22 protein-coding genes are annotated in these 22,376 nt (G+C 66.3%); 8 read left to right on the forward strand and 14 right to left on the reverse strand.

All coding sequences use genetic code 11. The features are described 5' to 3' along the window. Positions 1-171: 171 nt before the first annotated feature. On the reverse strand, positions 172-924 hold the full coding sequence (locus tag QX051_RS12000) for an SDR family oxidoreductase (protein ID WP_315776225.1): 753 nt from the start codon (positions 922-924) through the stop codon (positions 172-174). Positions 925-1,063: 139 nt separating this feature from the next. Next, positions 1,064-1,714 (reverse strand): pyridoxamine 5'-phosphate oxidase, encoded by a 651-nt coding sequence (gene pdxH / locus QX051_RS12005; protein ID WP_315740895.1) that lies wholly within the window; start codon positions 1,712-1,714, stop codon positions 1,064-1,066. A gap of 125 nt (positions 1,715-1,839) precedes the next feature. Here pdxH and QX051_RS12010 point away from each other — a divergent pair, with 125 nt between their 5' ends. Together QX051_RS12010 and QX051_RS12015 are read left to right on the forward strand one after the other, a co-directional pair. Further along, entirely contained in the window at positions 1,840-2,244 is a 405-nt protein-coding gene (locus QX051_RS12010; protein ID WP_315776226.1) for an RT0821/Lpp0805 family surface protein, read from the forward strand. Between the two features lie 112 nt (positions 2,245-2,356). Next, positions 2,357-3,316: a DnaJ C-terminal domain-containing protein gene (locus tag QX051_RS12015; RefSeq protein ID WP_315772904.1), complete on the forward strand. Its 960-nt coding sequence runs from the start codon at positions 2,357-2,359 to the stop codon at positions 3,314-3,316. Positions 3,317-3,685: 369 nt separating this feature from the next. On the opposite strand, the gene QX051_RS12020 is transcribed toward QX051_RS12015, so the two are convergent. Next, positions 3,686-4,459 carry an anti-sigma factor gene (locus QX051_RS12020; protein WP_315740892.1) on the reverse strand — a complete coding sequence of 258 codons (774 nt, stop codon included), beginning with the start codon at positions 4,457-4,459 and terminating at the stop codon, positions 3,686-3,688. Positions 4,460-4,550: 91 nt separating this feature from the next. Continuing rightward, positions 4,551-5,039, reverse strand: a complete 489-nt coding sequence (locus QX051_RS12025; RefSeq protein ID WP_315740891.1) for a sigma-70 family RNA polymerase sigma factor — start codon at positions 5,037-5,039, stop codon at positions 4,551-4,553. A 205-nt stretch (positions 5,040-5,244) separates the two neighbouring features. On the opposite strand from QX051_RS12025, the gene fabI reads away from it, so the two are divergent. The 3 genes from fabI (at position 5,245) to aroC (ending at position 7,904) form a co-directional block, all read left to right on the forward strand. Continuing rightward, positions 5,245-6,078: an enoyl-ACP reductase FabI gene (gene fabI / locus QX051_RS12030; protein WP_315776227.1), complete on the forward strand. Its 834-nt coding sequence runs from the start codon at positions 5,245-5,247 to the stop codon at positions 6,076-6,078. Between the two features lie 26 nt (positions 6,079-6,104). Beyond that, entirely contained in the window at positions 6,105-6,704 is a 600-nt protein-coding gene (locus QX051_RS12035) for a histidine phosphatase family protein (protein ID WP_315758041.1), read from the forward strand. A 114-nt stretch (positions 6,705-6,818) separates the two neighbouring features. Further along, complete coding sequence (gene aroC / locus QX051_RS12040) at positions 6,819-7,904, forward strand: chorismate synthase (protein ID WP_315740888.1); 1,086 nt, start codon at positions 6,819-6,821, stop codon at positions 7,902-7,904. On the opposite strand, the gene QX051_RS12045 is transcribed toward aroC, so the two are convergent. Beyond that, on the reverse strand, positions 7,905-8,666 hold the full coding sequence (locus QX051_RS12045; protein ID WP_315776228.1) for a hypothetical protein: 762 nt from the start codon (positions 8,664-8,666) through the stop codon (positions 7,905-7,907). A 400-nt stretch (positions 8,667-9,066) separates the two neighbouring features. Here QX051_RS12045 and QX051_RS12055 point away from each other — a divergent pair, with 400 nt between their 5' ends. Continuing rightward, a complete protein-coding gene (locus tag QX051_RS12055; protein ID WP_315776229.1) occupies positions 9,067-10,257 on the forward strand; it encodes an adenylate/guanylate cyclase domain-containing protein in 1,191 nt (396 codons plus the stop codon). A gap of 12 nt (positions 10,258-10,269) precedes the next feature. Here the strand turns inward: QX051_RS12055 and clpS are convergent, their stop codons facing one another. After that, positions 10,270-10,575: an ATP-dependent Clp protease adapter ClpS gene (clpS, locus tag QX051_RS12060; RefSeq protein WP_035654766.1), complete on the reverse strand. Its 306-nt coding sequence runs from the start codon at positions 10,573-10,575 to the stop codon at positions 10,270-10,272. A 225-nt stretch (positions 10,576-10,800) separates the two neighbouring features. Here clpS and QX051_RS12065 point away from each other — a divergent pair, with 225 nt between their 5' ends. After that, positions 10,801-11,655 carry a DUF1194 domain-containing protein gene (locus tag QX051_RS12065; RefSeq protein WP_315772915.1) on the forward strand — a complete coding sequence of 285 codons (855 nt, stop codon included), beginning with the start codon at positions 10,801-10,803 and terminating at the stop codon, positions 11,653-11,655. Between the two features lie 66 nt (positions 11,656-11,721). Here the strand turns inward: QX051_RS12065 and QX051_RS12070 are convergent, their stop codons facing one another. Next, positions 11,722-12,564, reverse strand: a complete 843-nt coding sequence (locus QX051_RS12070; protein ID WP_315776230.1) for a nucleotidyltransferase domain-containing protein — start codon at positions 12,562-12,564, stop codon at positions 11,722-11,724. A gap of 199 nt (positions 12,565-12,763) precedes the next feature. Here QX051_RS12070 and QX051_RS12075 point away from each other — a divergent pair, with 199 nt between their 5' ends. Continuing rightward, on the forward strand, positions 12,764-13,336 hold the full coding sequence (locus QX051_RS12075) for a septal ring lytic transglycosylase RlpA family protein (protein ID WP_315740882.1): 573 nt from the start codon (positions 12,764-12,766) through the stop codon (positions 13,334-13,336). A gap of 105 nt (positions 13,337-13,441) precedes the next feature. Here the strand turns inward: QX051_RS12075 and QX051_RS12080 are convergent, their stop codons facing one another. The 7 genes from QX051_RS12080 to QX051_RS12110 all read right to left on the reverse strand — a co-directional run bounded on the left by QX051_RS12080 (position 13,442) and on the right by QX051_RS12110 (position 22,335). Continuing rightward, positions 13,442-14,677, reverse strand: a complete 1,236-nt coding sequence (locus tag QX051_RS12080) for a class I SAM-dependent RNA methyltransferase (RefSeq protein WP_315776231.1) — start codon at positions 14,675-14,677, stop codon at positions 13,442-13,444. Next, a complete protein-coding gene (locus QX051_RS12085) occupies positions 14,670-15,407 on the reverse strand; it encodes a TlyA family RNA methyltransferase (protein ID WP_315776232.1) in 738 nt (245 codons plus the stop codon). Before QX051_RS12085 ends, QX051_RS12080 begins: the two co-directional genes overlap by 8 nt. A 392-nt stretch (positions 15,408-15,799) precedes the next feature. Further along, positions 15,800-16,360 (reverse strand): nucleoside 2-deoxyribosyltransferase, encoded by a 561-nt coding sequence (locus QX051_RS12090; RefSeq protein ID WP_315776233.1) that lies wholly within the window; start codon positions 16,358-16,360, stop codon positions 15,800-15,802. A gap of 32 nt (positions 16,361-16,392) precedes the next feature. Then, on the reverse strand, positions 16,393-18,318 hold the full coding sequence (gene dxs / locus QX051_RS12095) for a 1-deoxy-D-xylulose-5-phosphate synthase (protein WP_315776234.1): 1,926 nt from the start codon (positions 18,316-18,318) through the stop codon (positions 16,393-16,395). A gap of 945 nt (positions 18,319-19,263) precedes the next feature. Next, positions 19,264-19,515: an exodeoxyribonuclease VII small subunit gene (locus tag QX051_RS12100; RefSeq protein WP_315740877.1), complete on the reverse strand. Its 252-nt coding sequence runs from the start codon at positions 19,513-19,515 to the stop codon at positions 19,264-19,266. Between the two features lie 102 nt (positions 19,516-19,617). Beyond that, a complete protein-coding gene (locus tag QX051_RS12105; RefSeq protein WP_315740876.1) occupies positions 19,618-20,547 on the reverse strand; it encodes a histone deacetylase family protein in 930 nt (309 codons plus the stop codon). Positions 20,548-20,658: 111 nt separating this feature from the next. Next, positions 20,659-22,335 carry a bifunctional metallophosphatase/5'-nucleotidase gene (locus tag QX051_RS12110; protein ID WP_315776235.1) on the reverse strand — a complete coding sequence of 559 codons (1,677 nt, stop codon included), beginning with the start codon at positions 22,333-22,335 and terminating at the stop codon, positions 20,659-20,661. Positions 22,336-22,376: the final 41 nt, after the last annotated feature.

Raw genomic sequence — 22,376 nt, forward strand, 5'->3', positions numbered from 1 at the left:
AGCGCTGTCTTGTTTGTGGTGGTCGGTAGGTTCCGTAGCGATCTTCGGAGATGGCGTTAATCGCGCCTTCGTCCGGTCATCCGGAACTTGCCGAACGTGGCAAGCCGCTATGAACCAAATCGCCGCTATGAACCAAATCGAAGACGGGCAAGCGTCTCTGCGTCGATTGCCTCAGACGTGCTGGCCGCCGTTGATGTGGATCTCGGCGCCGTTCACGTAGGAGCTGGTCTCCGAGCACAGCACATAGATGATCTTGGCAACCTCGTCGGGGGTGCCGAGGCGCTGCATCGGGATCTGCTCCTGGACGATCTTCTCGGTGCCCGGCGACAGGATCGAGGTGTCGATCTCGCCGGGGGCGATCGAGTTGACGCGGACGCCGACCCGGCCGAAATCCGACGCCATCTCGCGGGTCAGGGCGGCCAGCGCCGCCTTGGAGGTCGCGTAGGCCGCGCCCGCGAAGGGATGCACGCGCGAGCCCGCGATCGAGGTGACGTTGACGACGGAGCCCTTGGCCGCCTTCAGCTCCTTGATCAGGCCGCGCGCCATCATGATCGGCGCAAAGAAGTTGACGCGGAAGACGTGATTCCAGGTGTCGAGGTCGGTGTCGACGGTGCCGAGCCGGGCGCCGCCGGCGCCCTTCGGCGAGATCGCGGCGTTGTTGACCAGCGCGTGCAGCTCGCCGCCGTCGATCCGCTGTTTGATCTCGGCGATCGCGCGCACGGTGTCCTCGGGATCGGACAGGTCGACCTGGACATGGTCCTCGGGGCCGGCGCCCCACGGGCATTCTTCGGGAAAGGGGTGCCGTGAGCAGGTGAGGACGCGCCAGCCGGCAGAGGAGAAGCGGATCACGGTGGCATGGCCGATGCCGCGGCTGGCGCCGGTCAGCAGCATCGTGCGCCGTGGCTGGTTGGAAGAGGTCGGCATGAATTGCGTCTTTCACGATCCCGGACGGATCAACTTACCACAATGGTTGTGTGTTCGGCGCCTGATTCACGCGCGCGATGGCGTTTCGTTGGCGCGTCGGACGCCTAGAGGCCGGGCGCAAGCGCGCGCGGCGATCCCCCTACGGATACATCCGCACTTTGGTCCAGGGCTGGCCCGAAGCCTCGCGCCGGAATTCGATGCGGTCGTGCAGGCGGAATGGCCGGTCGTGCCAGAACTCCATGCTGACGGGCGTGATGCGCCAGCCGCTCCATCCTGGCGGGCGCGGCACGTCGCCGATGATGTATTGCGCGGCGACCTTGGCGATCGCCTGCTCGAACGCGAAGCGGCTTTCCAGCGGCTGCGACTGCTTGCTGGCCCAGGCGCCGAGCTGCGCCTGCTTCGGCCGGGTCGCGAAATAGGCGTCGGCCTCTTCGTCGGTCACCGGCGTCACGAGGCCGCGGATGCGGACCTGGCGGCGCAGCGACTTCCAGTGAAACAGCAGCGCGGCCTTCGGATTGGCGGCGAGCTCGCGGCCCTTCTGGCTGGCCTTGTGGCTGTAGAAGACGAAGCCGTCCGCGTCATAGCCCTTCATCAGCACCATGCGCACGTCAGGCAACCCACTGTCGTCGACCGTTGCCAGCGCCATCGCATTTGGATCGTTGGGCTCGCTCTTGCCGGCTTCGGCAAACCACGCCGCAAACAGCGCAAACGGCTCGCCGGCCTGGGTAAAATCGGCCGATGTACCGGATGTTAAGGTTGTCTGGTGTTTGATGCTCGTGGGGTCGGTCATGTGTATGGGGAGTCCGAGTTTTGCGTTCACCCGCGGCCAGGCGCGTGCAAGTCCATTCTGGTCCGGCCCTATATAGGGCATCGGTCCGGCTTGGCCTATCCGCGATCGGTCATGCCGGCACCGCTTTGACACTCATTCTAGTCGGCTTGTCCGGCAGCGGCTGCAGCCTGTCGCACCCTGAAACGGCCTTTGCCAAGATGGACGATGCGGAGGTCACCGGCGCGATCAGCCCGCCGCCCGAGCGCGAGCCGACCGAAGCCGATCTCGCTTTTGCCCGCAACGCTGCGTCGGACGTGCTGACCAAGGGGACCAAGGATTCCAGCCAGCCCTGGCAGAATCCGCAGACCGGCGCCCGCGGCTCGGTGACGCCGATCGCCAAGTCCTACACCGCGGACAACGGCCGTACCTGCCGGGATTTCCTGGCGAGCTACGTCAACGGCAAGACCGAGCGCTGGCTGCAGGGGTCGGCGTGCCGGATCGAGCGGGGGCGCTGGGACATCCAGACGCTCAAGCCCTGGCAGCAAAGCTAGCTGGGATCGTCTGAAACCCGTTGCAAAAATACAACGGACTCCCCAGATGAAATGCAAAGCGGGCGGGGAGCCCATAGGTTAGTATCTGACTTTCTGTAAGGAGACGTGACGGATGCGCGACCCCTATGAGGTCTTGGGGGTGCCGCGAAGCGCCAGCGCTGCGGCCATCAAGAGCGCCTATCGCAAGCTCGCCAAGAAGCACCATCCCGACAGCAACAAGGATGATCCGAAGGCATCGGCAAGGTTTGCCGAGATCAGTTCTGCCAACGAGATCCTGGGCGACGAGGAGAAGCGCAAGCAGTTCGATCGCGGCGAGATCGATGCTGACGGCAAGCCGCGCTTCCAGGGCTTTCCTGGTGGCGGCGCCGGGCGCGGCGGTCCAGGGGGCGGCTTCGAGAACTATACCTTCCGCAGTGGCGGCGGGCCGGGCGGCGGCTTCGGCGGCGGCGGTTTCGAGGACATTCTGAACAGCATGTTCGGCGGCGCCCAGCGCGGCGCGCGCGGCGGGGGCAGCCCGTTCGAGTTCGACGCCGGCGGTGTCGGCCTCGACCTCGATCTGAAGGTTGCGATGTCGGTCTCGCTCGAGGAGTCCGTCAAGGGCGGCGAGAAGCGCGTGCGGCTGCCGTCGGGCAAGGAGCTCAACGTCAAGGTCCCCGCCGGCGTCACCGCCGGCCAGCAGATTAGGCTGAAGGGGCAGGGCGAGAGCGCGCCCGGACACCGGCCGGGTGATCTCCTGATCACCATCCAGATCGCGCCGCATCCGTTCTTCAAGGTCGAGGGCAGCGACCTCAGGCTCGATCTGCCGATCACGCTTTACGAGGCGGTCCTGGGCGCCAAGGTGAGGGCGCCGACGCTCGGCAGCGCGGTCGAGCTATCGATCCCGAAGAACACGTCCAGCGGCCGGACCTTCCGGCTCAAGGGCAAGGGCTTGCCCAAGAGCGATGGCTCGGCCGGCGATCTGTTCGTCACCACCCGGATCGTGCTGCCCGACGGCAACGACGCCGAGCTCGAGGCGCTGATGACCAAGTGGCGCGATCGCCATACCTACAATCCGCGCAGCAACCTCTCCTGAGGTTGCATTTCGCAGGTATATCGGCTAGAAGTTGAAGTGCGAGCTGGAAAGCTGAGAAAAAAGTGCGGCCTCGAAAGGGGGACCAGCGCGGTACAAAACCCCAATCGAGGCCGCTTCCGTGTCGATCGGCGGATCGAACACTCCTCATTTTTTCGTGAACATTTGGCGCTATATTGAGACGTGCCGGTGGCCGGATTCCAGATTTCCGGTGACCGAATTGCGGCGCCGGCTTTGGCGTGTCCCCCTGCGCGGGAGGACGCAGGCACCGCTTCCCCTCGCTCATCTCCTGCAGCCTGCGAGCAAGCCCTTCAGATCGTATCGGGAATTGTGACGGTACTCGTGGGGGCCAAGATCTCCGGCGTCTCGCCGCTAGCCGCCCGTCCGTTCGGACTGATCATAAACAAGGCGCGCAACCTGGGTGAGACGCGTCCGGTCGCTGCTGCCGCTGACGACGTAGCTGACGCCGCGCTCCGCCCAGGACAGCGCAGCGGTGGTGCCCTGCGCCGTATAGCGCATCTCGGCCGCCTCGATCCCGACCTTGGTCGCATACACCGTGAAGCGCTCGCCGGAGGTGCTCTCATACATCAGGAAGGAGGCCGGGCCGGCCGGTCCCGGCAGCAGCCGGCCACCGACGAGCTTCAGTCCTGTGGTTTCCAGCTCCGGCGCCTGCACGGTGCGACCACAGCGCCGCGTCAGCCATTGCTGCAGATGGGCCTTCTCGTCGCCGGGGACCTCGACCGGATGGCGCACCTCCACGACGTAGAGCCGGTGCGCATCGAGCGCCTCGCCGGCGAGGGCCTGCAGCGGCGACGGCGAGGACGCGGCGCCACGCGCGACCCAGCCGACCGCGCCGCCGACCGCGAAGGCCGCCACGCTTGCCGCCATCGCACCGATGACCCAGCGCCGCGGCCGGCGGTCCAGACCGTCGAGGTCGAGCCGCGGCGGCACCGGCTCGTTGACGATCGAATCGTAGCGGGCGTGAAGCGCCTCGGCCATGCTGCGCCAGGATTGCACCCGCTCGGCGTCCGCCGGATGCTCGGCCAGCCAGCGCTCGACGTCGCTGCGGCGCTCGGCCGGCAGCTCGTTGTCGACATAGGCGTGCAGCTCGTCTTCGGTGACGGGAATGGTCGGGTCGGTCATCATCGGGATCTCATGGCAATCGAGCGGCTGCGGCGATGCGCGGTCGCTGCAGGCTTGAGCAGGCGAACATGGCAGGGCGGCTTTTGTGCAGTGGTCATTTCACCCTCCGCAGCGCCGGCCGCTCGCCCTCGAGCACGGCACGGACATGGGCGCGAGCGCGGGCGAGGCGGGACATCACGGTGCCGATCGGGACACCCTGGATGTCGGCGACCTCGCGGTAGCTCATGCCTTCGAGCACGACGAGGAGAAGTGCTGCGCGCTGCTCCTCCACCAGGGTCGCCAGTGCGCGCTCGATGTCCCGGCCCTCGGCCTCGGTGCCGCTGGCGTCGGGATTGTCGTCCCGAAGCGGCATGAAGTGGGGCCGCCGCGCCAGTGAACGCCGGCGGTTCTTGTTCAGATTGGTCAGGATCGTGTACAGCCAGCTCCTGATGTCGCCGCCCAGAAACAGCCGTTCCGAGCGCAGTGCCCGCACCAGCGTGTCCTGGACCAGCTCGTCGGCCGCGTCCATGTCGCGCGCCAGCGCCCGGGCATAACGGCGCAGTGCCGGAATCATGGCCTCGACGCTCTGGCGGAACGCGTTCATGGAATGCCCTGCGGCTGTTCGCTGCGATGACACGGGCGCAGGCCGCAGCCTGTGCCTTGCAAAGATCATAACACCGCGATGACGCGCCTATTCCGGGCCGCAAGCCCTGCGGGGAGTTTGCCACAGAGCGGGCGGAATGGGGCTGTACCGGGCCAGACCGGTGGTGTACGTCCAGTCCTTAATAATCAGTTCGATGGGAAGCCGCATGGCGCAGATTTCAGGTTTGATGCAGGGCAAGCGCGGGGTCGTTCTCGGCGTGGCCAACAACCGCTCGATCGCCTGGGGCATTGCCAAGGCGGCGCGTGCGGCCGGCGCGGAGATCGCGCTGACCTACCAGGGCGACGCGCTGAAGAAGCGGGTCGAGCCGCTGGCGGCCGAGCTCGGCGGCCTCGTGCTCGGCCATTGCGACGTCACCGATCCCGCCACCATCGATGCGGTATTCGACGTGCTCAAGGAGAAGTGGGGCAAGATCGATTTCGTCGTCCACGCCATCGCCTTCTCCGACAAGGACCAGCTCGACGGGCGCTACATCGAGACCACGCAGGACAATTTCTCCAAGAGCATGCTGATCAGCTGCTACTCGCTGACCGCGATCTCGCAGCGCGCCGAGAAGCTGATGACCGACGGCGGCTCGATCATCACGCTGACCTATTACGGCGCCGAGAAATGGATGCCGCACTACAACGTGATGGGCGTCGCCAAGGCCGCGCTGGAGGCCAGCGTGCGCTATCTCGCCGCCGATCTCGGCGAGAAGAACATCCGCGTCAACGCGATCTCGGCAGGACCGATCAAGACGCTGGCCGCCTCGGGCATTGGCGACTTCCGCTATATCCTGAAGTGGAACGAGTACAATGCGCCGCTGCGTCGGACCGTGACCATCGACGAGGTCGGCGACAGCGCGCTGTATCTCTTGTCCGACCTGTCGCGCGGCGTCACCGGCGAGGTGCATCACGTCGATTCCGGCTATCACGTCGTCGGCATGAAGCGGCCCGAGGCGCCCGACATCTCGCTCAGCAATTCCGTCGGCGCCAAAGAATAGCGTTCAAGGAATAACGTCAACGCGCGATGCCACGGCCCACGATCTACTACATCCGCCACGGCGAGACGGAATGGAATGCGCTCGGCCGGCTGCAAGGCACGCAGGACATTCCGCTGAACGCGCTCGGGCAGGTGCAGGCGGTCCAGGCCGGCAACATCCTGGCCGAGATTGTTGCGCGCAACGGCCATGATGCGGCGGGCCTGCCTTACGTCGCGAGTCCGCTCAGCCGCGCCCGCGCGACCATGGAGCTGGTGCGTGAGACCCTGAGGCTGCCGGCCGAGGGCTATGCGCTCGATGCCCGGCTGCGCGAGATCGGCTACGGCAAATGGGAAGGGGCGACGCTGCCGGAAATGCAGGCGGCAGATCCCGCCTTCTATGCCAGGCGTCTGACCGACAAATGGTCGCTGGCGCCCGAGGGCGGCGAGACCTATGCCGACGTCGAGCGCCGCGTGCGCGACTGGTACGATGGGCTGTCTGGCGATATCGTGGCGGTCGCCCATGGCGGCACGGCGCGGGCGCTGATGGTCGCCTTGGGCTTCGAGACGCCGCACGGCGCCGTCGACCTGCCGATCCAGCAGGGCGCGGTCTATGTGTTCGGCGAGAACGGGTTCGAGAAGTACAGTTAGTTATCCCCGTCATTCCGGGGCGCCTCGCAGAGGCGAACCCGGAATCTCGAGAGTCCGGGTCTGGTCCTTCGGACCATCCCGGAATGACGGTTTTTCCGATTGGGTGATCAGATCATGTCCTTCAACACCTTCGGCCACATGTTCCGCGTCACCACCTTCGGCGAGAGCCATGGCGTCGCCATCGGCTGCGTCGTCGACGGCTGTCCGCCACGCATTCCGCTGACGGCCGAGGAGATCCAGCGTGATCTCGACCGCCGCCGTCCCGGCCAGTCGCGCTTCACCACCCAGCGCCAGGAGCCGGACCAGGTGAAGATCCTGTCCGGCGTGATGGCCGATCCCGACACGGGAGCGCAGGTCACCACGGGCACGCCGATTGCGCTCCTGATCGAGAACACCGACCAGCGCTCCAAGGACTATTCCGAGATCAAGGACAAGTTTCGTCCGGGTCACGCCGACTTCACCTACGAGGCCAAATATGGCCTGCGCGACTATCGCGGCGGCGGCCGCTCCTCGGCGCGCGAGACCGCGACGCGCGTTGCGGCCGGCGCCGTCGCGCGCAAGGTCCTGCCGGACGTGAAGGTGCGCGGCGCGCTGGTGCAGATGGGCCCGCACAAGATCGACCGCGGCAACTGGGACTGGGACGAGGTCGCGCGCAATCCCTTCTTCTGCCCCGACAAGGACAAGGCGGCGTTCTTCGAGGACTATCTCGACGGCATCAGGAAATCCGGCTCGTCGATCGGCGCCGTGCTCGAGATCGTCGCCGAGGGCGTGCCGGCGGGACTTGGCGCGCCGCTCTACGGCAAGCTCGATGCCGAACTCGCCGCGGCGATGATGAGCATCAATGCCGTGAAGGGCGTCGAGATCGGCGCCGGCTTCGGCGCCGCCGAGCTGACCGGCGAGGAGAATGCCGACGAGATGCGCTCGGCCAATGACGGCACGCGCTTTCTCTCCAACAATGCCGGCGGCATTCTCGGCGGCATCGCGACTGGACAGCCGATCGTGCTGCGCTTCGCGGTCAAGCCGACCTCGTCGATCCTCACCCCGCGCCAGACCGTCGACCGCTCAGGCCAGGAGACCGAGATCCTGACCAAGGGCCGGCACGACCCGTGCGTCGGCATCCGCGCGGTTCCGGTCGGCGAGGCGATGATGGCCTGCGTGTTGGCCGATCACCTGCTGCGCCATCGCGGTCAGGTGGGCTAGCTAGTCGCTCTCGCCGTATACATACGATGCCTTCAGTCCGAAGGTGACGATCGAGAGCGTCACCCAGAGTCGCAGCATCGCGAACGAGAAGATGAAGACGAAGAAGATCAGGTTCTTGGCGAACTGGGTGGCGTCGGTCTGTCCGAACGTCCAGATCATGCTGCGCACGGCATTCTGACCGTGGCCCAGTCCGATGTTGACCAGGCCCAGCACCAGCACGGCGGTGCCGAGCCATAGAACGCGCCGGGCGAACTCACCGAGTGCCGGGAAGAACGCAGTCCGGCCGTTGTTCCGCTCGGCTTGAAGGATCATCAGCAGCACCAGGGCTGCGATGAATGCGCTCCAGAACCGGCCGAGATGAGTTAACTGGTCGAAGGCCATGCCATCCAGCCCGGCCATCAGGTGATGGCTCCGCGCTGCATAGGGCGTGAACGCCAGCGCCAGCGTGGCGATGACCATGAGCAACGCGATCCGCCACAGCACCGCCAATGAGAGCCTCAACTGCTCGCCCAAGGTCAGGTCGCCCAGGCCGCTGGTCCCGCCGCTTGCCTCGATGCAACGCTGCGCCGTGACGATGAAGGCGTGCAGCACCGCGACCGCTGCAACGATCAGGGCGGGCAGGCTGGCGGGGCCGCCAGCGAAGGCGATCACCCGCATCGCCGCAGCAAGGATCAGCCATGGCAATGCGGGCAGCAGCCGGAGCGGTCCGAAGGAGGTCTGAGGAACGATGGTGGATGGCGCGCTGCGGAGGCTCTCTTTCATGCCGCCATGATACTGCGTGGAGCTGAATGCCCGTTCTCGCCAATGACTAAAATTGTCAGCACGCTGAGCGCGGCCCCGATGTCCGCATGAGCTATCGGGCTCGCCGCTCTTGGCCTGACCTCGCGCCATGGACCGGACCACGTATCTGGAGTTCATCTCCTGGCTGATCGCCAGCGCATGGTCTGTGCACGAGCCGAGCGAAACGGTCGGCCCGTGATGCGCTTCGCGGTCAAGTCGACCTCCTCGATCCTGAAGCTGCGCCAGGCGAGATGCCCATGGGCGAGGCGATGATGGCCTGCGTCCTCGCCGACCATTTGCTGTGCCATCGCGGTCAGGTCGGGTAGGGATGGGCTCGCCTCGACAGTTTGCCGTCGTCACGCCGCTCGCCTAATGTAGGCCCATGGACACGTCCAAGCTGCGGGAGATCAAGGACTGGCTGGTCGACGGTGCGCGTTCCGCAGCGACGCCGGGCCAGATGATGTCCGAATGCTGCGAGCGGCTGGTCGGGCTCGGTGTGCCGTTGTGGCGCGTCGGCGTGTTCGTCCGCACCCTGCATCCGGACATTGCGGGCCGCAGCTTCATCTGGCGGCCGGGAGCGGAGGTCGAGACCTCCACCGTTGATTTCGGCTTTGAGAGCCGCCCGATTTACAGGAGCAGCCCGCTCGCGCTCGTGTTCGAGAGCGGGGCGGAATTCAGGGCTGATCCTCGCGGCTCGGAGGCCGAGCGCTTTCCGATCCTGATGGATGTGCGCGCCGAGGGGGCGACCGACTATCTCGCGCTGCCCTTGACCTTCGTCGATCGGGCGATCCATGCCTCGAGCTGGACCACGAGGGATCCCCGTGGCTTCAGCGAGCAGCACGTGAACGCAATCCGGTCGCTGATGCCGGCCCTGGCACGCTACACCGAGATCGTCACGCTGCGCCGGACTGCCTCGATGCTGCTGGACACCTATGTCGGCAACAGCGCCGGCGAGCGCATTCTCGGCGGCCAGATCCGCCGCGGCCATACCGATACGATGGATGCGGCGATCTGGCTGTCGGACCTGCGCGGCTTCACGCCGTTGTCGGACCGGCTGCCGGCCGAAGACGTGGTCGAGATCCTCAACAACTACTTCGACTGCCAGGTCGCCGCGATCCGGGAGCAGGGCGGCGAAGTGTTGAAGTTCATGGGCGACGGTCTGCTCGCGGTGTTTCCGATTCCCGAGCAGGACGGTGATCCGAGCGCGGTCTGCGGGCGCGTGCTCTCGGCGGCGCGGACCTCGCGCGCCAGTGTCGATGCGCTGGAATATGCGGTTGGCGGCCGGATCGAGCGCTTTCGCTTCGGCGTCGCCCTGCATGTCGGACGGTTGCTCTATGGCAATATCGGCGGCGGCAACCGGCTCGACTTCACCTGCATCGGCCCGGCCGTCAATCTCGCCGCACGGTTGGAGAAGATGGCCGCGCGGCTGCAGCGGACGGTGGTCGCGTCCGAGGCCTTTGCCGGCGCCTGTCCCGAGCCGCTGACCGATCTCTGGACCGATCTCGGTGAATTTCCGATCGCTGGCCTCGCGACCGCACAACGTGTGTATGGGCTGCGTGAGGAAGGGAATTAGTTCGCCGCCGGCTCAGGTCTCCGGCTCGGTAGTGAACAGCAGCGGGTATCCCTTGGCGCGGCCGGCATCGGTCGCGCGGGTCGCCTTGGTCTCGGCAACGTCCTTGGTGAACACGGCCACCACGCAGACGCCGAGCTTATGCGCCGTGATCATGACCTTGTAGGCCTGGTCCTCGGTCATGCGGAATTCCGCCTTCAGGATCATCACCACAAAATCGCGCGGGGTGAAATCGTCGTTGACGAGGATCACCTTGTAGAGCCGCGGACGCTCGGTCTTGGTGCGTACCTTCGTCTTGGGCTTGGTGACGGCATCGTTCATTCTAAGGGCGCGCCTGTGTTCCTGATGCGGCAGTCGGGCCACGATACAGGCTTCGGCTGCTCCGGGAAACCACGGGCTGCATGCCTTGCGCGATGGGCGCACGCAGCTGCCTGACATCCGGGCAAACCCCGGGGACTAACCGGAATGTGAATGGATGTGTGCGTTCCCGCTTTGCGCTCTGCGGATTGCATGTCACCATCGTCAGACGCGATTGGAGGGCAGCTCATGCGCTGGTGGATCTCGATCGGGGTGGCGTGTCTGGCAGGCGCCTTGGCCGGCGGCGACGTCGCCACCGTCGTGGCAGCGCCGAGGGCCCAGCCGGCTCAGCAACTGAGCGAGAAGGAAGCGTCCGTCGACGTCGAACTGATCCTCGCCGTCGATGTGTCCTACTCGATGGATCTGGACGAGCTGGCGATCCAGCGCGAAGGCTACGCCCAGGCGCTCAGCTCGCGCGAGTTCCTGCAGGCACTGAAGAGCGGCGTGCACGGCCGCATCGCCGTGACCTATTTCGAATGGGCGGCTTCGAGCGACCAGAAGATCATCATTCCATGGCGCCTGATCGACGGACCGGAAAGTGCCGACGCCGTGGCCGCCGAGATCATGAAGACGCCGATCCGCCGCGCGTCGCGCACCTCGATCTCGGGCGCGATCTACTTCGCCATGCCGCTGTTCGATGAGAACCCCTATCGCGGGCTGCGCCGCGTCATCGATATCTCCGGCGACGGGCCCAACAACAATGGTCCTTCGCCGGTGACGATCGCGCGCGATGAGGCCGTCGACAAGGGCATCACGATCAACGGCCTGCCGATCATGGTCAAGGAGCCGTCCTACTCGACCATGGATATCGAGAATCTCGATCTCTACTACAAGGATTGCGTGACCGGCGGCCACGGCTCGTTCGTGGTGACGATCAAGAGCCGCGACGAATTCAAGGAAGCCATCCGCACCAAGCTGCTGATGGAGGTCGCCGGACGTACACCGCCGCCGCGCATCGTGCCGGTCGCCGACGATGCCGACAAGGAGCCGCGCGTGTCCTGCACGATCGGCGAGAAGATCTGGCAGGACCGCTGGGGGCGGTGACCAGCAGGCCCGGGCTGCCGAGCAGACGAGCGCGCGGGGAGGCTTGATTGGTAAGGCGCCGCGATCTCAGCCGGCCGTCGCAGCATGGACCAACGCCTGTTTCAATTCGGCCTCGACCTCCCGCAGGCTGCGGAGCGCCGCACCGAATTCGCCATTGCCGATCGATTGCCAGATGAGCTCCACGCGCGCCGCGAGACCGCCGAGCGCCAGTCCAAACGTCGCGGCCTCCTTGAGCGCCCCCTTCTCGTTGATCAGGTAGCGCCCGTTGACCGCAAACAGCACCTGCGCAAGGCAGGCGAGGGCGCGATAGGCGCAGCCCGCGACGTGGGTATGGTCGCCACGCCCGACAGCCAACTCGGCATTATCGATGCTGAATGCGATCTCCCACTGGAAGCGCGCAATAATCGCGTCGCGCAGGCGGCGCGGATAGGGCGTGCAGCGCGACTTCAGTCTCGCCAGCAGTTGCGCGGGATCGTGCAGCGGGCGGCAGAGCGCGACCTCGCCCATCCAGATCGCCGAGACGAAGCCATGCGGATGGCCTGGCTGGTAGTGCATCTCGATCCGCCCTTTCCGGCAGTCGTCGATCACGCCGCCGACCGCATCGATCTCGCGATAGAGCAGGTCGACCTTGTGCCCGTCGATTCTGAGCCAGCCGCCGCCGACGACCCACTGTCCCCAGCCGCCGACCGCCGTCAGTTCGACCGTTTGCGGGGCGTCGACGAGCCGCCGCACTGCTTCGCGCAGCGCGTCGGTGTCGAGGTCGTGCCTGGATGCGATGTAGAGCCCGACGTCGTAGTCCGAGCCCGCCTGCGCGGTGCCGCGCGCACGTGATCCACCGAGCGCGATGGCGCGCAGTCCCGGGACATCGGCAAGTTCGCCAACGATGCGAGTCAGCAGCGGGTCAGGCATTCACGTGTTCTCCCAGGATGACAGTATGAAGTTCTTGCGTGGAAAAACTCCACAGGGCCGCCGTTCAGGCTGATCTGTTGCCATTAAGCCACAATCTCCCAAAAACCAGGGGTTGTACCTCTCGCAAGTTTCCCTTTGCCACCGTGCCGCCGCGATTGGGCCGCGACCATGAGCGGGTTGAGGCGGAGGCGCACAGAACATGCGTATCATCGACCGGACAGCCCATCCCGCGCAGCGCGTCAGGCGCTCGTCAGTCATCCAAGGTCCGCGTGCAGGGCTCGCTTGCCAACTTCTCAGGGCAGCGCTGGTGTGTGCGGCGGCGGCTTCGCTCGCAGCCTGCGCGCAATCATCGGCGGTCCGGCAGGCGCGCTGGGCGGCGCCGACGAAGCAAGCCGGAGCCGAATTCCGGCCGCAGGTGCAGCGTGCGGAGACGGCGCCGGAGTCAGTGGTGCGCGTCCGGCGGGCCGAGCTCAGCCCGCCGCCGGCGCACTCCGGAGCGTCCGGTCTCGCCAGCTACTATTCGGAAGGCCAGAAGACCGCGAGCGGCGAGCGCTTCAATCCCTCCGAGCTGACGGCCGCGCATCGCAGCCTGCCGTTCGGCACGCGGCTGCAGGTCACCAACGTCAAGACCGGCCGCTCCGTGGTGGTGCGCGTCAATGATCGCGGACCGTTCGTGCAGGGGCGGGTGGTCGACGTGTCCTACTCAGCCGCGCAGGCGCTCGGCATGGTCAACTCCGGCGTCGCGCCGGTGAAGGTCAGCGTGGTCAGGTAGACATGTCCTCGTCATCGCGAGCGTAGCGAAGGATCCAGGGCCAAGAAGAATGCCTGCGTTGCTTCGCCGCTTCGCTCGCGATGACGTGCAGGCATCGAGATCAGCTCACCGCACCAGCCGTGCCACCAGCTCCACATGCGGCGTGTGGCGGAATTGGTCGACCGGCACCACGGTCTCGAGCCTGTAGCCGCCGTCGATCAGCATGCGCACATCGCGCGCGAACGTCGTCACGTTGCAGGACACCGCGACGATCACCGGCACCTTGCTGGCCGCGAGCTGCTTGGCCTGCGCCTGAGCGCCCTGGCGCGGTGGGTCGAATACGACAGCGTCGATGTCGCGCAATTCCGGCGGCATCAGGGGACGGCGGAACAGGTCGCGCGTTTCGGCCTTGATCGGCTTCAGGCCGGGCGTACCGGCCGCCTTCTGCAGCGCCGCGACCGAGCCGGCATCATTGTCCATGGCGGTGACGCGCACCCGCGTAGCGAGCCGGAGCGCGAACGGGCCGACGCCGCAGAACAGGTCGGCGACGTGCTTGGCTTTGCCGATCCGCTCCAGCACCAATTGTGCCAGCGTCTCCTCGCCTTGCACGGTGGCCTGCAGGAACGAGCCGGGCGGCAGCGTCACCTGTGCCATACCCATCGCGACCGCGGGCGCATTGCGCATCAACACCAACTCGCCATGGCGGGTCAGCCGCGCCAGCCGGTGCTGTTCGGCGAGGCGGGACAGGGCCGCGATGCGCGGCGGCGGCAGCGGGCCGGAGCCGCGGATGTCGATGTCGAGGCCGTTGCTTGTCGCGGTCGCCTGGATGTCGAGCGGCTTGCCGGTCGGCTTCAGCGCCTCCGCCAGCGCCCACGCGGCTTCCAGCGCACCGTCCAGCGCGGGGTCGAGGATCGGACAGCGGTCGATTGGCACGATGTCGTGGCTGTTGGCTGCCGAGAATCCGACGCGGAGAACCTCGTGCGTGCCCATCCGGGCGTGGAAGGTGGCCCGGCGCCGGCCGGCGCCGTGGGCATCGATCAGATCGGCCACGTCGCAATCGACCTTGGCCGTCCGCAGCGTCTCGACGATGATGTTGCGCTTCCACTGCTGATAGGGCTCGGGCGCCCAGTGCTGGATGGCGCAGCCGCCGCAGACGCCGAAATGCGGACAGAACGGCGCGATCCGCTCGGGGCTCGGAATTTCCACCGCGAGCAGCTTGCGGCGATCGGGATGGCCGGGAACGACGGCCGCCTCGACGGTCTCGCCGGCGAGCGTATAGGGCACGTAAAGCGCCTCGCCCGATGACAGCGAGGCGCCGTCGCCGCGATGGCCGACGTGGTCGATGACGAGACGCTCAACCATGACGGCGTGCTCCCAGGAAGAACTCGGCGTTGCCGTCGCCGCCCTTGATCGATGATGGGAAGATCTCGATGTCACTGCAGCCGAGCGAGGCGGCGAAGGTGGCGATGTCGTCGCAGACGGCGGCGTGCACCGCTGCATCCTTGATGATGCCGCCCTTGCCGTGTGCGCCCTTCGCCTCGAATTGCGGCTTGATCAGCGCCAGCAGGCTCATCGGCGAGGCCGCGAGCGACAATGCGACCGGCAGCACCGCCTTGAGCGAGATGAAGCTGCAGTCGATCACGACGATGTCGGGGCGCTGCGGCAGGCGCTTGCCGTCATAGCTGCGGATGTCGGTCTGCTCCATCGACACGATCTTCGGATGATTGCGCAGCGAGGGATGCAATTGGTCGCGGCCGACATCGACGGCGAACACGACAGCCGCGCCATTGGCCAGCAGCACCTCGGTGAAGCCGCCGGTGGAGGCGCCGACGTCGAGGCAGACATGGTCCTCGACCTCGATGCCGTAATGCTCCAGTGCTGCCGCAAGCTTGACTCCGCCACGCGACACCCAGGGATGCGCCGGCTCCGCCTGCAGCACGGAATCAACTGGGATGCTCTCCGAGGCTTTGCCGACTTGCTTGTCGTTTGCGAACACGAGCCCAGCCTCGATCGCCGCCTGCGCCCGCGCGCGGCTCTCGAACAGGCCGCGTTCGACGAGCAGGACATCAGCGCGCTTGCGGGCAGGGGGCATGAGTTTGATCAGTCGTCATGAGTTGTTGAGCACGCACACCAAATTCAGTGTCGTCCCGGGCAAGCATCAGCGCGCATCGCGCGTTGATGCGCCGACCCGGGACCCATAGCCACAGGACTTAGTTTGTAGGGAGATGGCAACTACGAGTCTGCCCAACATGACGTCCTGTGGTCGGGTCCCGGCGCCGCGTGCGCAATTGCGCACTAGGCCGGGACGACAGTGGTGTGAGGCGAGATCGCGCCTCATACAGTGAGTTCGTAGGGTGGGCAAAGGCGCGTGCACCGGCCGCTCCGCAAGCTCGTATCGCAATTGACGCGCCGTGCCCACCATTTCGATTGTGGGCGCGGATCCACGGTGGGCACGCGTCGCCTGATGGCGCCGCTTTGCCCACCCTACGGCGCCTTGCCGAGGAGCCGCTCCGCCGCCAGCTTCACGCAGATCTCGAACGCCGCCAGGTCATGCCACACATCCCCCGACCGCTCGCGCGGGAGGACCAGCGGGGCACCGTACAGGTCGAGCGCGTGGATCATCATCAGGTTGTCGGGCAGGCCGAAATCCTCGACCGTCAGGCCCTCGGCATCGACCAGGCGGCCGTCCTGCTCCGTCACCGTCGTGAAGCGGCGGGCGCAGTCGGCATAGACGGCGGGATCGTTGCAATAGCCCAGGCAGAGCTTGCCGCGGCCCGCCATGTAGCCGAGCTCGTAGACGGTGCCGGCATCGGCGCCGGGCCCGCGGAACGGCGTGAGATTGGCGATGATGGCATCGGCGTCGTCCATCATCGCCTCGTTGCCATGGAAGATCTGGCGCGAGGCGTCGGAGGAGGCGAGGTCAACGCTGTTGTCGAGGGGGTAGCGGCCGATCAAGCCATGGCGATCGCAGATCGCGACTTTCCGCCGGCCGATTTCAATGGCATCCGGCAGGAACACGTCGGGACCTGCCAGATAGATATTCATGGCTCACCACCACGGCGGGACGCAAGCTCGCCTCAGGCGAGCTTGACCGACTCGGTCGTGTAATCCTTGCCGAGCGCCTCGAACACCTTGCGGACGATGCCCTTGGCGTCCAGCCCGGCGCGGGCGTACATCGCCGCCGGCGTGTCGTGGTCCTGGAACTCGTCCGGCAGCACCATGGTGCGCATCTTCAGGCCGCCGTCGAGCATGCCCTGATCGGAGAGATACTGCATTACGTGCGAGCCGAAGCCACCGACAGAGCCTTCCTCGATCGTGATCAGGATGTCGTGCTCGCGGGCGAGCTTCAGCACCAGCTCTTCGTCGAGCGGCTTCATGAAGCGCGCATCGGCGATCGAGGCGGACAGGCCGTGTGCGGCGAGCTCGTCGGCCGCCTTCTCGCACTCGGCGAGCCGGGTGCCGAAGGAGAGCAGGGCGACCTGCTTGCCCTGGCGGATCATGCGGCCCTTGCCGATCGGCAGCGGCACGCCAACCTCCGGCATCTCCACGCCGCGACCTTCGCCGCGCGGATAGCGCACCGAGCTCGGCCGGTCGTTGATCGCGACCTGGGTCGCCACCATGTGCACCAGCTCGGCTTCGTCGGAGGCCGCCATGATCACCATGTTCGGCAGGCAGCCGAGATAGGCGTTGTCGAACGAGCCGGCATGGGTCGCGCCGTCGGCGCCGACCAGGCCGGCGCGATCGATCGCGAAGCGGACCGGGAGGCTCTGGATGCAGACGTCGTGCACGATCTGATCGTAGCCGCGCTGCAGGAAGGTCGAGTAGATCGCGCAGAACGGCTTGAAGCCTTCGGCTGCGAGGCCGGCGGCGAAGGTCACGGCATGCTGCTCGGCGATGCCGACGTCGAAGGTGCGCTTCGGGAACGCCTTGGCGAAGATGTCGATGCCGGTGCCGGACGGCATCGCGGCGGTGATGCCGACGATCTTGTCGTCCTTCTCGGCTTCCTTGACCAGGCTCTGGCCGAACACGTTCTGATAGGCCGGCGCGTTCGGCTTGGCCTTGGCCTGGGTGCCGGTGGCGATGTCGAACTTGGCCACCGCGTGATATTTGTCGGCCGCCGCTTCCGCGGGCGAGTAGCCCTTGCCCTTCTGGGTCACGACGTGGACCAGGATCGGGCCGGTCTCCATGTCGCGGACGTTCTTCAGGACGGGGAGCAGATGGTCGAGGTTGTGGCCGTCGATCGGGCCGACGTAGTAGAAGCCGAGCTCCTCGAACAGCGTGCCGCCGTCCATCATGAAGCCGCGGGAATATTCCTCGACGCGGCTGGCGCGGTTGGCGATCACCTTGGGCAGATGCTGGCCGAGCTGCTTGGCGGCGTCGCGCAGGGTGCGGTAGGTCTTGCCCGAGTAGAGGCGGGACAGATAGGCCGACATCGCCCCGACCGGCGGCGCGATCGACATGTCGTTGTCGTTGAGGATCACGATCAGGCGCGAGTTCATCGCGCCGGCATTGTTCATGGCTTCATAGGCCATGCCGGCGGACATCGCGCCGTCGCCGATCACGGCGATCACGTTGTTCTTGCCGCCCGACAGGTCGCGCGCAACCGCCATGCCGAGGCCGGCGGAAATCGAGGTCGACGAGTGCGCGGCGCCGAACGGATCGTAGTCGCTCTCGGCGCGTTTGGTGAACCCGGAGAGGCCGCCGCCGGTGCGCAAGGTGCGGATACGGTCGCGGCGACCGGTCAGGATCTTGTGCGGATAGGCTTGGTGGCCGACGTCCCAGATCAGGCGGTCGCGCGGCGTGTCGAACACATAGTGGATGGCCGTGGTCAGCTCGACCACGCCGAGACCCGCGCCGAAATGGCCGCCGGTTACCGAGACCGCGTCGATGGTCTCCTGGCGCAATTCGTCGGCGACCTGCCGGACCTGCTCGACCTTCAGCCGGCGCAGATCTTCCGGAGTCTTGATGGTGTCGAGAAGCGGCGTCTTACTAAATGTGGTCACGGTGACATTCCAATTTTGCAGGTCGGGTTCAAGGGCCGACATCTGAGAGGTTCATCGTAACGGGCGGCGAAACCTGAAGTCTTGAAGGTGACATCCGCGCGGATCGAAGCCGCAGTCCGGAGACTAGCCGGGTTTGGGATCGATCTATGTGATGTAAGTCACTCTTGGTGGCCTTGCCGTCCTCGTTAGTCGCCCAAGATCGCCAAGTCGTTCAGCCAAGTCAGTTTTGCTAGCTCCTGCAAGCGCTTAGTTTCCTCTCTCCAGAGAGGATAAACACTTCCAAAAACCCGCAGTTGCGAGAAGCTTTACACCAAAGTGCGTCTTAAAGCCAACCCGATGGGAGTTGGCAAGCCCGCAAACGGTACCCTTGCGCCACCTCTCAACCGCGGCGGCGTGCCGGAGGTTCCATTCAACTGCTCAAATCGACGGCAGCCGGCGCTCCGGAATAGACCGGGGAAGCCGGCTCGGTCCAGGCCTTTTCCCGCGGCGCAAAATCCGCCGATGCGGTGATTGCGCACGCCGCGGCGCCGTGAGCCATGCGTTCGCGTAAGGGATTGGTCCGTAGACGATCATGAAGAAGTCGTCGGCGTGCGGCCTTTCGTTGGCCGTCAAGTCGATGCGAAAGAGCTGCGAGCGAAGCACGTCGTCATGATTGCGCCGGATGATCGCGGACCTGGATCGGCACGATCACAGGATCAGGGGCGAACTGCCGATTCAAATCGTGTCGCATGGTAAACGAAGGACGCACCTCTGGGTCTCAAGTGGCCAACGCGGCGGCCGAGACTTCGCCGAGGGGCACCTCGCGGCCGAGCTCTTCGATGCAGTTGCACCGATCTGCGGCTGAATTGCACGATTGAGAGGCGCGCTTTGCCCGTCAACTCGCGCCCGGCGGCAGCGAAATAAATCCGGACTGTTGCTCGGAGAGGGCCGTTCGGCCGCAAGCCGCTATTGCACGTCGAGCGGCACGGTTCCCGTCGCATGGCCGCTGGCGTCGGTCGTGATCTTCTCGACCCGAGCCTCCGCTTGGCGCAGCAGCTCCTCGCAGCGCCGCTTCAGTGCTTCGCCGCGCTCATAGATCGCCACCGACTCCTCGAGCGGCACCTTGCCGTCCTCGAGCCGCTTCACGATCGATTCCAGCTCCTCGATCGCGCGCTCGAACGACAGCTTCTTGACGTCGGTTACGGTGTTGTCCGCCATGCGGGTTCCCTGCAGCTCACTCAACTCCGGGGCCGTGCTTTTACACCCCGGTCGCGGCCATGTCAGGCCCCGCCGGGGGTGGGATCGGCTGGAACCTGGGGATCACGCCCCAGTCAGGGCCGCAACGTGGGCTGAGACGGATTCTTTAAGCCCCTGAAGGTCATAGCCGCCTTCCAGGACCGAAACGACCCGCCCGCCGGCGGATTTGTCGGCGAGATCCATCAGCTTGCGGGTGACCCAGCCGAAATCCTCCGCCCGCAGGTTCAGCGACGCCAACGGGTCGCGGTAATGGGCGTCGAAGCCGGCCGAGATCATCACGAGCTCGGGGCTGAACTTGGTGAGCTGCGGCAGGATCAGGTTTTCGAAGGCGGAGCGGAACTCGAGGCTGCCGTCCTCGGAGGCCAGCGGCGCGTTGACGATGGTGTCGTGCTCGCCCCGCTCGCCGCGGGCACCGGTGCCCGGGAACAGCGGCATCTGGTGGGTCGAGCAGTACATCACGCTCTTGTCGGCCCAGAAGATGTCCTGGGTGCCGTTGCCGTGGTGGACGTCGAAGTCGACGATGGCGGCGCGCTCGATGCCGAAGGTGCGCTGGGCATAGCGGGCGGCAATCGCGACATTGTCGAAGAAGCAGAAGCCCATCGGCTTCGCGATCTCGGCATGGTGCCCGGGCGGACGCACCGCTACGAAGGCGTTGCGGTGGCGGCCGGACATCACGGATTCGGTTGCCGCGACGGCGCCGCCGACGCCGCGCATCACGGCTTCCCAGGTGCCCGGCGACATCGAGGTGTCGCCGTCGAGATAGATGATGCCCGAGGTCGGCGCCATCTGGCGCAGCTCGGTGACGTAGTGCTCGTTGTGGCAGAGCAGGGCCAGCTCGATATCGGCCTCCGGGGCCTCGTCGCGGTCGAGCAGGGCGAAGCGCTCCTCGGTCAGGGCCTCCTCGACCGCCCGCAGGCGGTCGGCGCGCTCTGGGTGGCCGGACGGCGTGGCGTGATCGAGGCAGGCTTCATGAGAGAGATACAGCGTCGACATCAGGGCTCTGCCACTCGCGCGTTGCGGGAGTGCCCAATCTATGCGCTGAACGCAGCCTCGGAAAGAGCCCCGCGGGCGATATGACCGGCTTTCCGGCGGGCGCGGCAGGCGTCACGAAGCCTTGTTGACGATGCGGCCGCGCGGCGGCGGGGCCAGCGGGCTGTTGGACTTGAGATAGGCGAACAGCGCCTCGTCGTCATAGGGTCCCGTGATCGGATCGCGGCCGCTCTTGAATGCGGTGAAGCCGTCGCCGCCGAGCGCAAGGTAGTTGTTGATGGTGACCCGGTAGGACGCGGCGAGGTCGATGGCCTTGCCGTCCAGCATCATGCTGGCGGCGTCGATCCGAGCGCCCGCGGATTGTTTCGCATCGAAGGCATAGGAGAAGCCGCTGGAGACCTGCAGGATGCGCGGCCGCGCCGGGTCGAGCCATTGCTGCTCCAGCGCGGCCTTGATCTCGGCGCCGGTCAGGGTGACCGTCGTCAGCTGGTTGCGAAACGGCTGGCTCGCGAACACGTCGGCATAGGTCACCGCGCCGCCGTCGCGGCGAACGAGATCGGTCCGGATGCCGCCGGGATTGGTCATCGCGATGACCGCGCTTCCCTTGTCCGCCGCGGCTGTCGCTGCGAGCTGGGCATCGGCGATGACGTCGCCGAGCACGCTCTCGCCGGAGGCGTTCGGCAGCCGCGACAGTGTCGCGGCGAGCACGCCGGCGGGGCGGTTGGCGTAAGGCGCCGCGAGCTTCTCATAGGCGTCGATCAGCGCGGTCTGCGCCGGATCCTTCGGCAGGGTGGTGTCGACGACGATGTTCGTCGCGGTGGCGCTGATCACGTCGCGCGTGGTGCGGTCGAGCTTGACGTCGATCGCCGTCACCAGCGTGCCGAACTTGTCGCCCGAGGTGACGAGCCGCTTGTCGATGGTGCAGACATAGGCCTGATGGGTATGGCCGGAGATGACGATGTCGACGGCGCTGTCGAGCTCCTTGACGATGTCGACGATCGGTCCGGACAGTCCGGGGCATTCGTTCATGCCGCCCGAGGGCCAGCCGCCCTCGTGGATCAGCACGACGATCGCCTGCACGCCCTTGGCCTTCAATTCCGGGATCAGCGCGTTGACGCTCTCGGCCTCGTTGCGGAAGTCGAGGCCGGCCGCGCTCGCCGGCGAGATGATGCCGGCGGTCCCTTTCAACGTCAGCCCGATGAAGGCGACCGGGATGTCCTCGAAGGTGCGGATCTCATAGGGCGGAAACACCGTCTTGTCGGTGCCGGCGAGGAATGTCGACGCCGCGAGATAATGGAATTTGGCGCCGGTGAACGGCTGCGGCCCGCCGCAGCCATCGGTCGGATGGCAGCCGCCGTTCTGCATCCGCAACAGCTCGGCCTTGCCCTCGTCGAACTCGTGGTTGCCGACCGCCGACAGCGCGAGTCCCATCTGAGACATCGATTCGATGGTCGGCTCGTCGTGGAACATCGCCGACAGGAACGGGCTCGCGCCGATCAGGTCGCCGGCGGCGACGAAGATCGTGTTGGGCTGGCCGTCGGCGAGCAGCTTGACGAGGCTCGCCATGTGCTCGGCGCCGCCGGCAGGAACGACGGTGGTCTTGGTTGGATCGGCGGGATCGGCGACGCGGATGCCGGAGGAGGGCGGCTTCAGATTGCCGTGGAAGTCGTTGATGGCGAGGATGCGCAACGCCACCGGCTCGTCCTCGGCCGATGCCGGCGGGCCGGCGATGCTGGCAACGGCGGCACCGGTCAGCAGGCAGGCGAGGGCGAAGCGGGAGAGACGGCTCATGGCAGGGTCACGTGTGATGCAGGGGCCGCGGGACGAAGCGC

Source organism: Bradyrhizobium sp. SZCCHNR1053 (assembly GCF_032381235.1).
Lineage (GTDB): Bacteria > Pseudomonadota > Alphaproteobacteria > Rhizobiales > Xanthobacteraceae > Bradyrhizobium.

Coding starts and splice junctions, on each gene's coding strand:
- QX051_RS12000 (WP_315776225.1), bottom strand. CDS start 924: ATGCCGACCTCTTCCAACCAGCCACGGCGCACGATGCTGCTGACCGGC.
- pdxH (WP_315740895.1), bottom strand. CDS start 1,714: ATGACCGACCCCACGAGCATCAAACACCAGACAACCTTAACATCCGGT.
- QX051_RS12015 (WP_315772904.1), top strand. CDS start 2,357: ATGCGCGACCCCTATGAGGTCTTGGGGGTGCCGCGAAGCGCCAGCGCT.
- QX051_RS12020 (WP_315740892.1), bottom strand. CDS start 4,459: ATGATGACCGACCCGACCATTCCCGTCACCGAAGACGAGCTGCACGCC.
- QX051_RS12025 (WP_315740891.1), bottom strand. CDS start 5,039: ATGAACGCGTTCCGCCAGAGCGTCGAGGCCATGATTCCGGCACTGCGC.
- fabI (WP_315776227.1), top strand. CDS start 5,245: ATGGCGCAGATTTCAGGTTTGATGCAGGGCAAGCGCGGGGTCGTTCTC.
- QX051_RS12035 (WP_315758041.1), top strand. CDS start 6,105: ATGCCACGGCCCACGATCTACTACATCCGCCACGGCGAGACGGAATGG.
- aroC (WP_315740888.1), top strand. CDS start 6,819: ATGTCCTTCAACACCTTCGGCCACATGTTCCGCGTCACCACCTTCGGC.
- QX051_RS12045 (WP_315776228.1), bottom strand. CDS start 8,666: ATGAAAGAGAGCCTCCGCAGCGCGCCATCCACCATCGTTCCTCAGACC.
- QX051_RS12055 (WP_315776229.1), top strand. CDS start 9,067: ATGGACACGTCCAAGCTGCGGGAGATCAAGGACTGGCTGGTCGACGGT.
- clpS (WP_035654766.1), bottom strand. CDS start 10,575: ATGAACGATGCCGTCACCAAGCCCAAGACGAAGGTACGCACCAAGACC.
- QX051_RS12065 (WP_315772915.1), top strand. CDS start 10,801: ATGCGCTGGTGGATCTCGATCGGGGTGGCGTGTCTGGCAGGCGCCTTG.
- QX051_RS12070 (WP_315776230.1), bottom strand. CDS start 12,564: ATGCCTGACCCGCTGCTGACTCGCATCGTTGGCGAACTTGCCGATGTC.
- QX051_RS12075 (WP_315740882.1), top strand. CDS start 12,764: ATGCGTATCATCGACCGGACAGCCCATCCCGCGCAGCGCGTCAGGCGC.
- QX051_RS12080 (WP_315776231.1), bottom strand. CDS start 14,677: ATGGTTGAGCGTCTCGTCATCGACCACGTCGGCCATCGCGGCGACGGC.
- QX051_RS12085 (WP_315776232.1), bottom strand. CDS start 15,407: ATGCCCCCTGCCCGCAAGCGCGCTGATGTCCTGCTCGTCGAACGCGGC.
- QX051_RS12090 (WP_315776233.1), bottom strand. CDS start 16,360: ATGAATATCTATCTGGCAGGTCCCGACGTGTTCCTGCCGGATGCCATT.
- QX051_RS12100 (WP_315740877.1), bottom strand. CDS start 19,515: ATGGCGGACAACACCGTAACCGACGTCAAGAAGCTGTCGTTCGAGCGC.
- QX051_RS12105 (WP_315740876.1), bottom strand. CDS start 20,547: ATGTCGACGCTGTATCTCTCTCATGAAGCCTGCCTCGATCACGCCACG.
- QX051_RS12110 (WP_315776235.1), bottom strand. CDS start 22,335: ATGAGCCGTCTCTCCCGCTTCGCCCTCGCCTGCCTGCTGACCGGTGCC.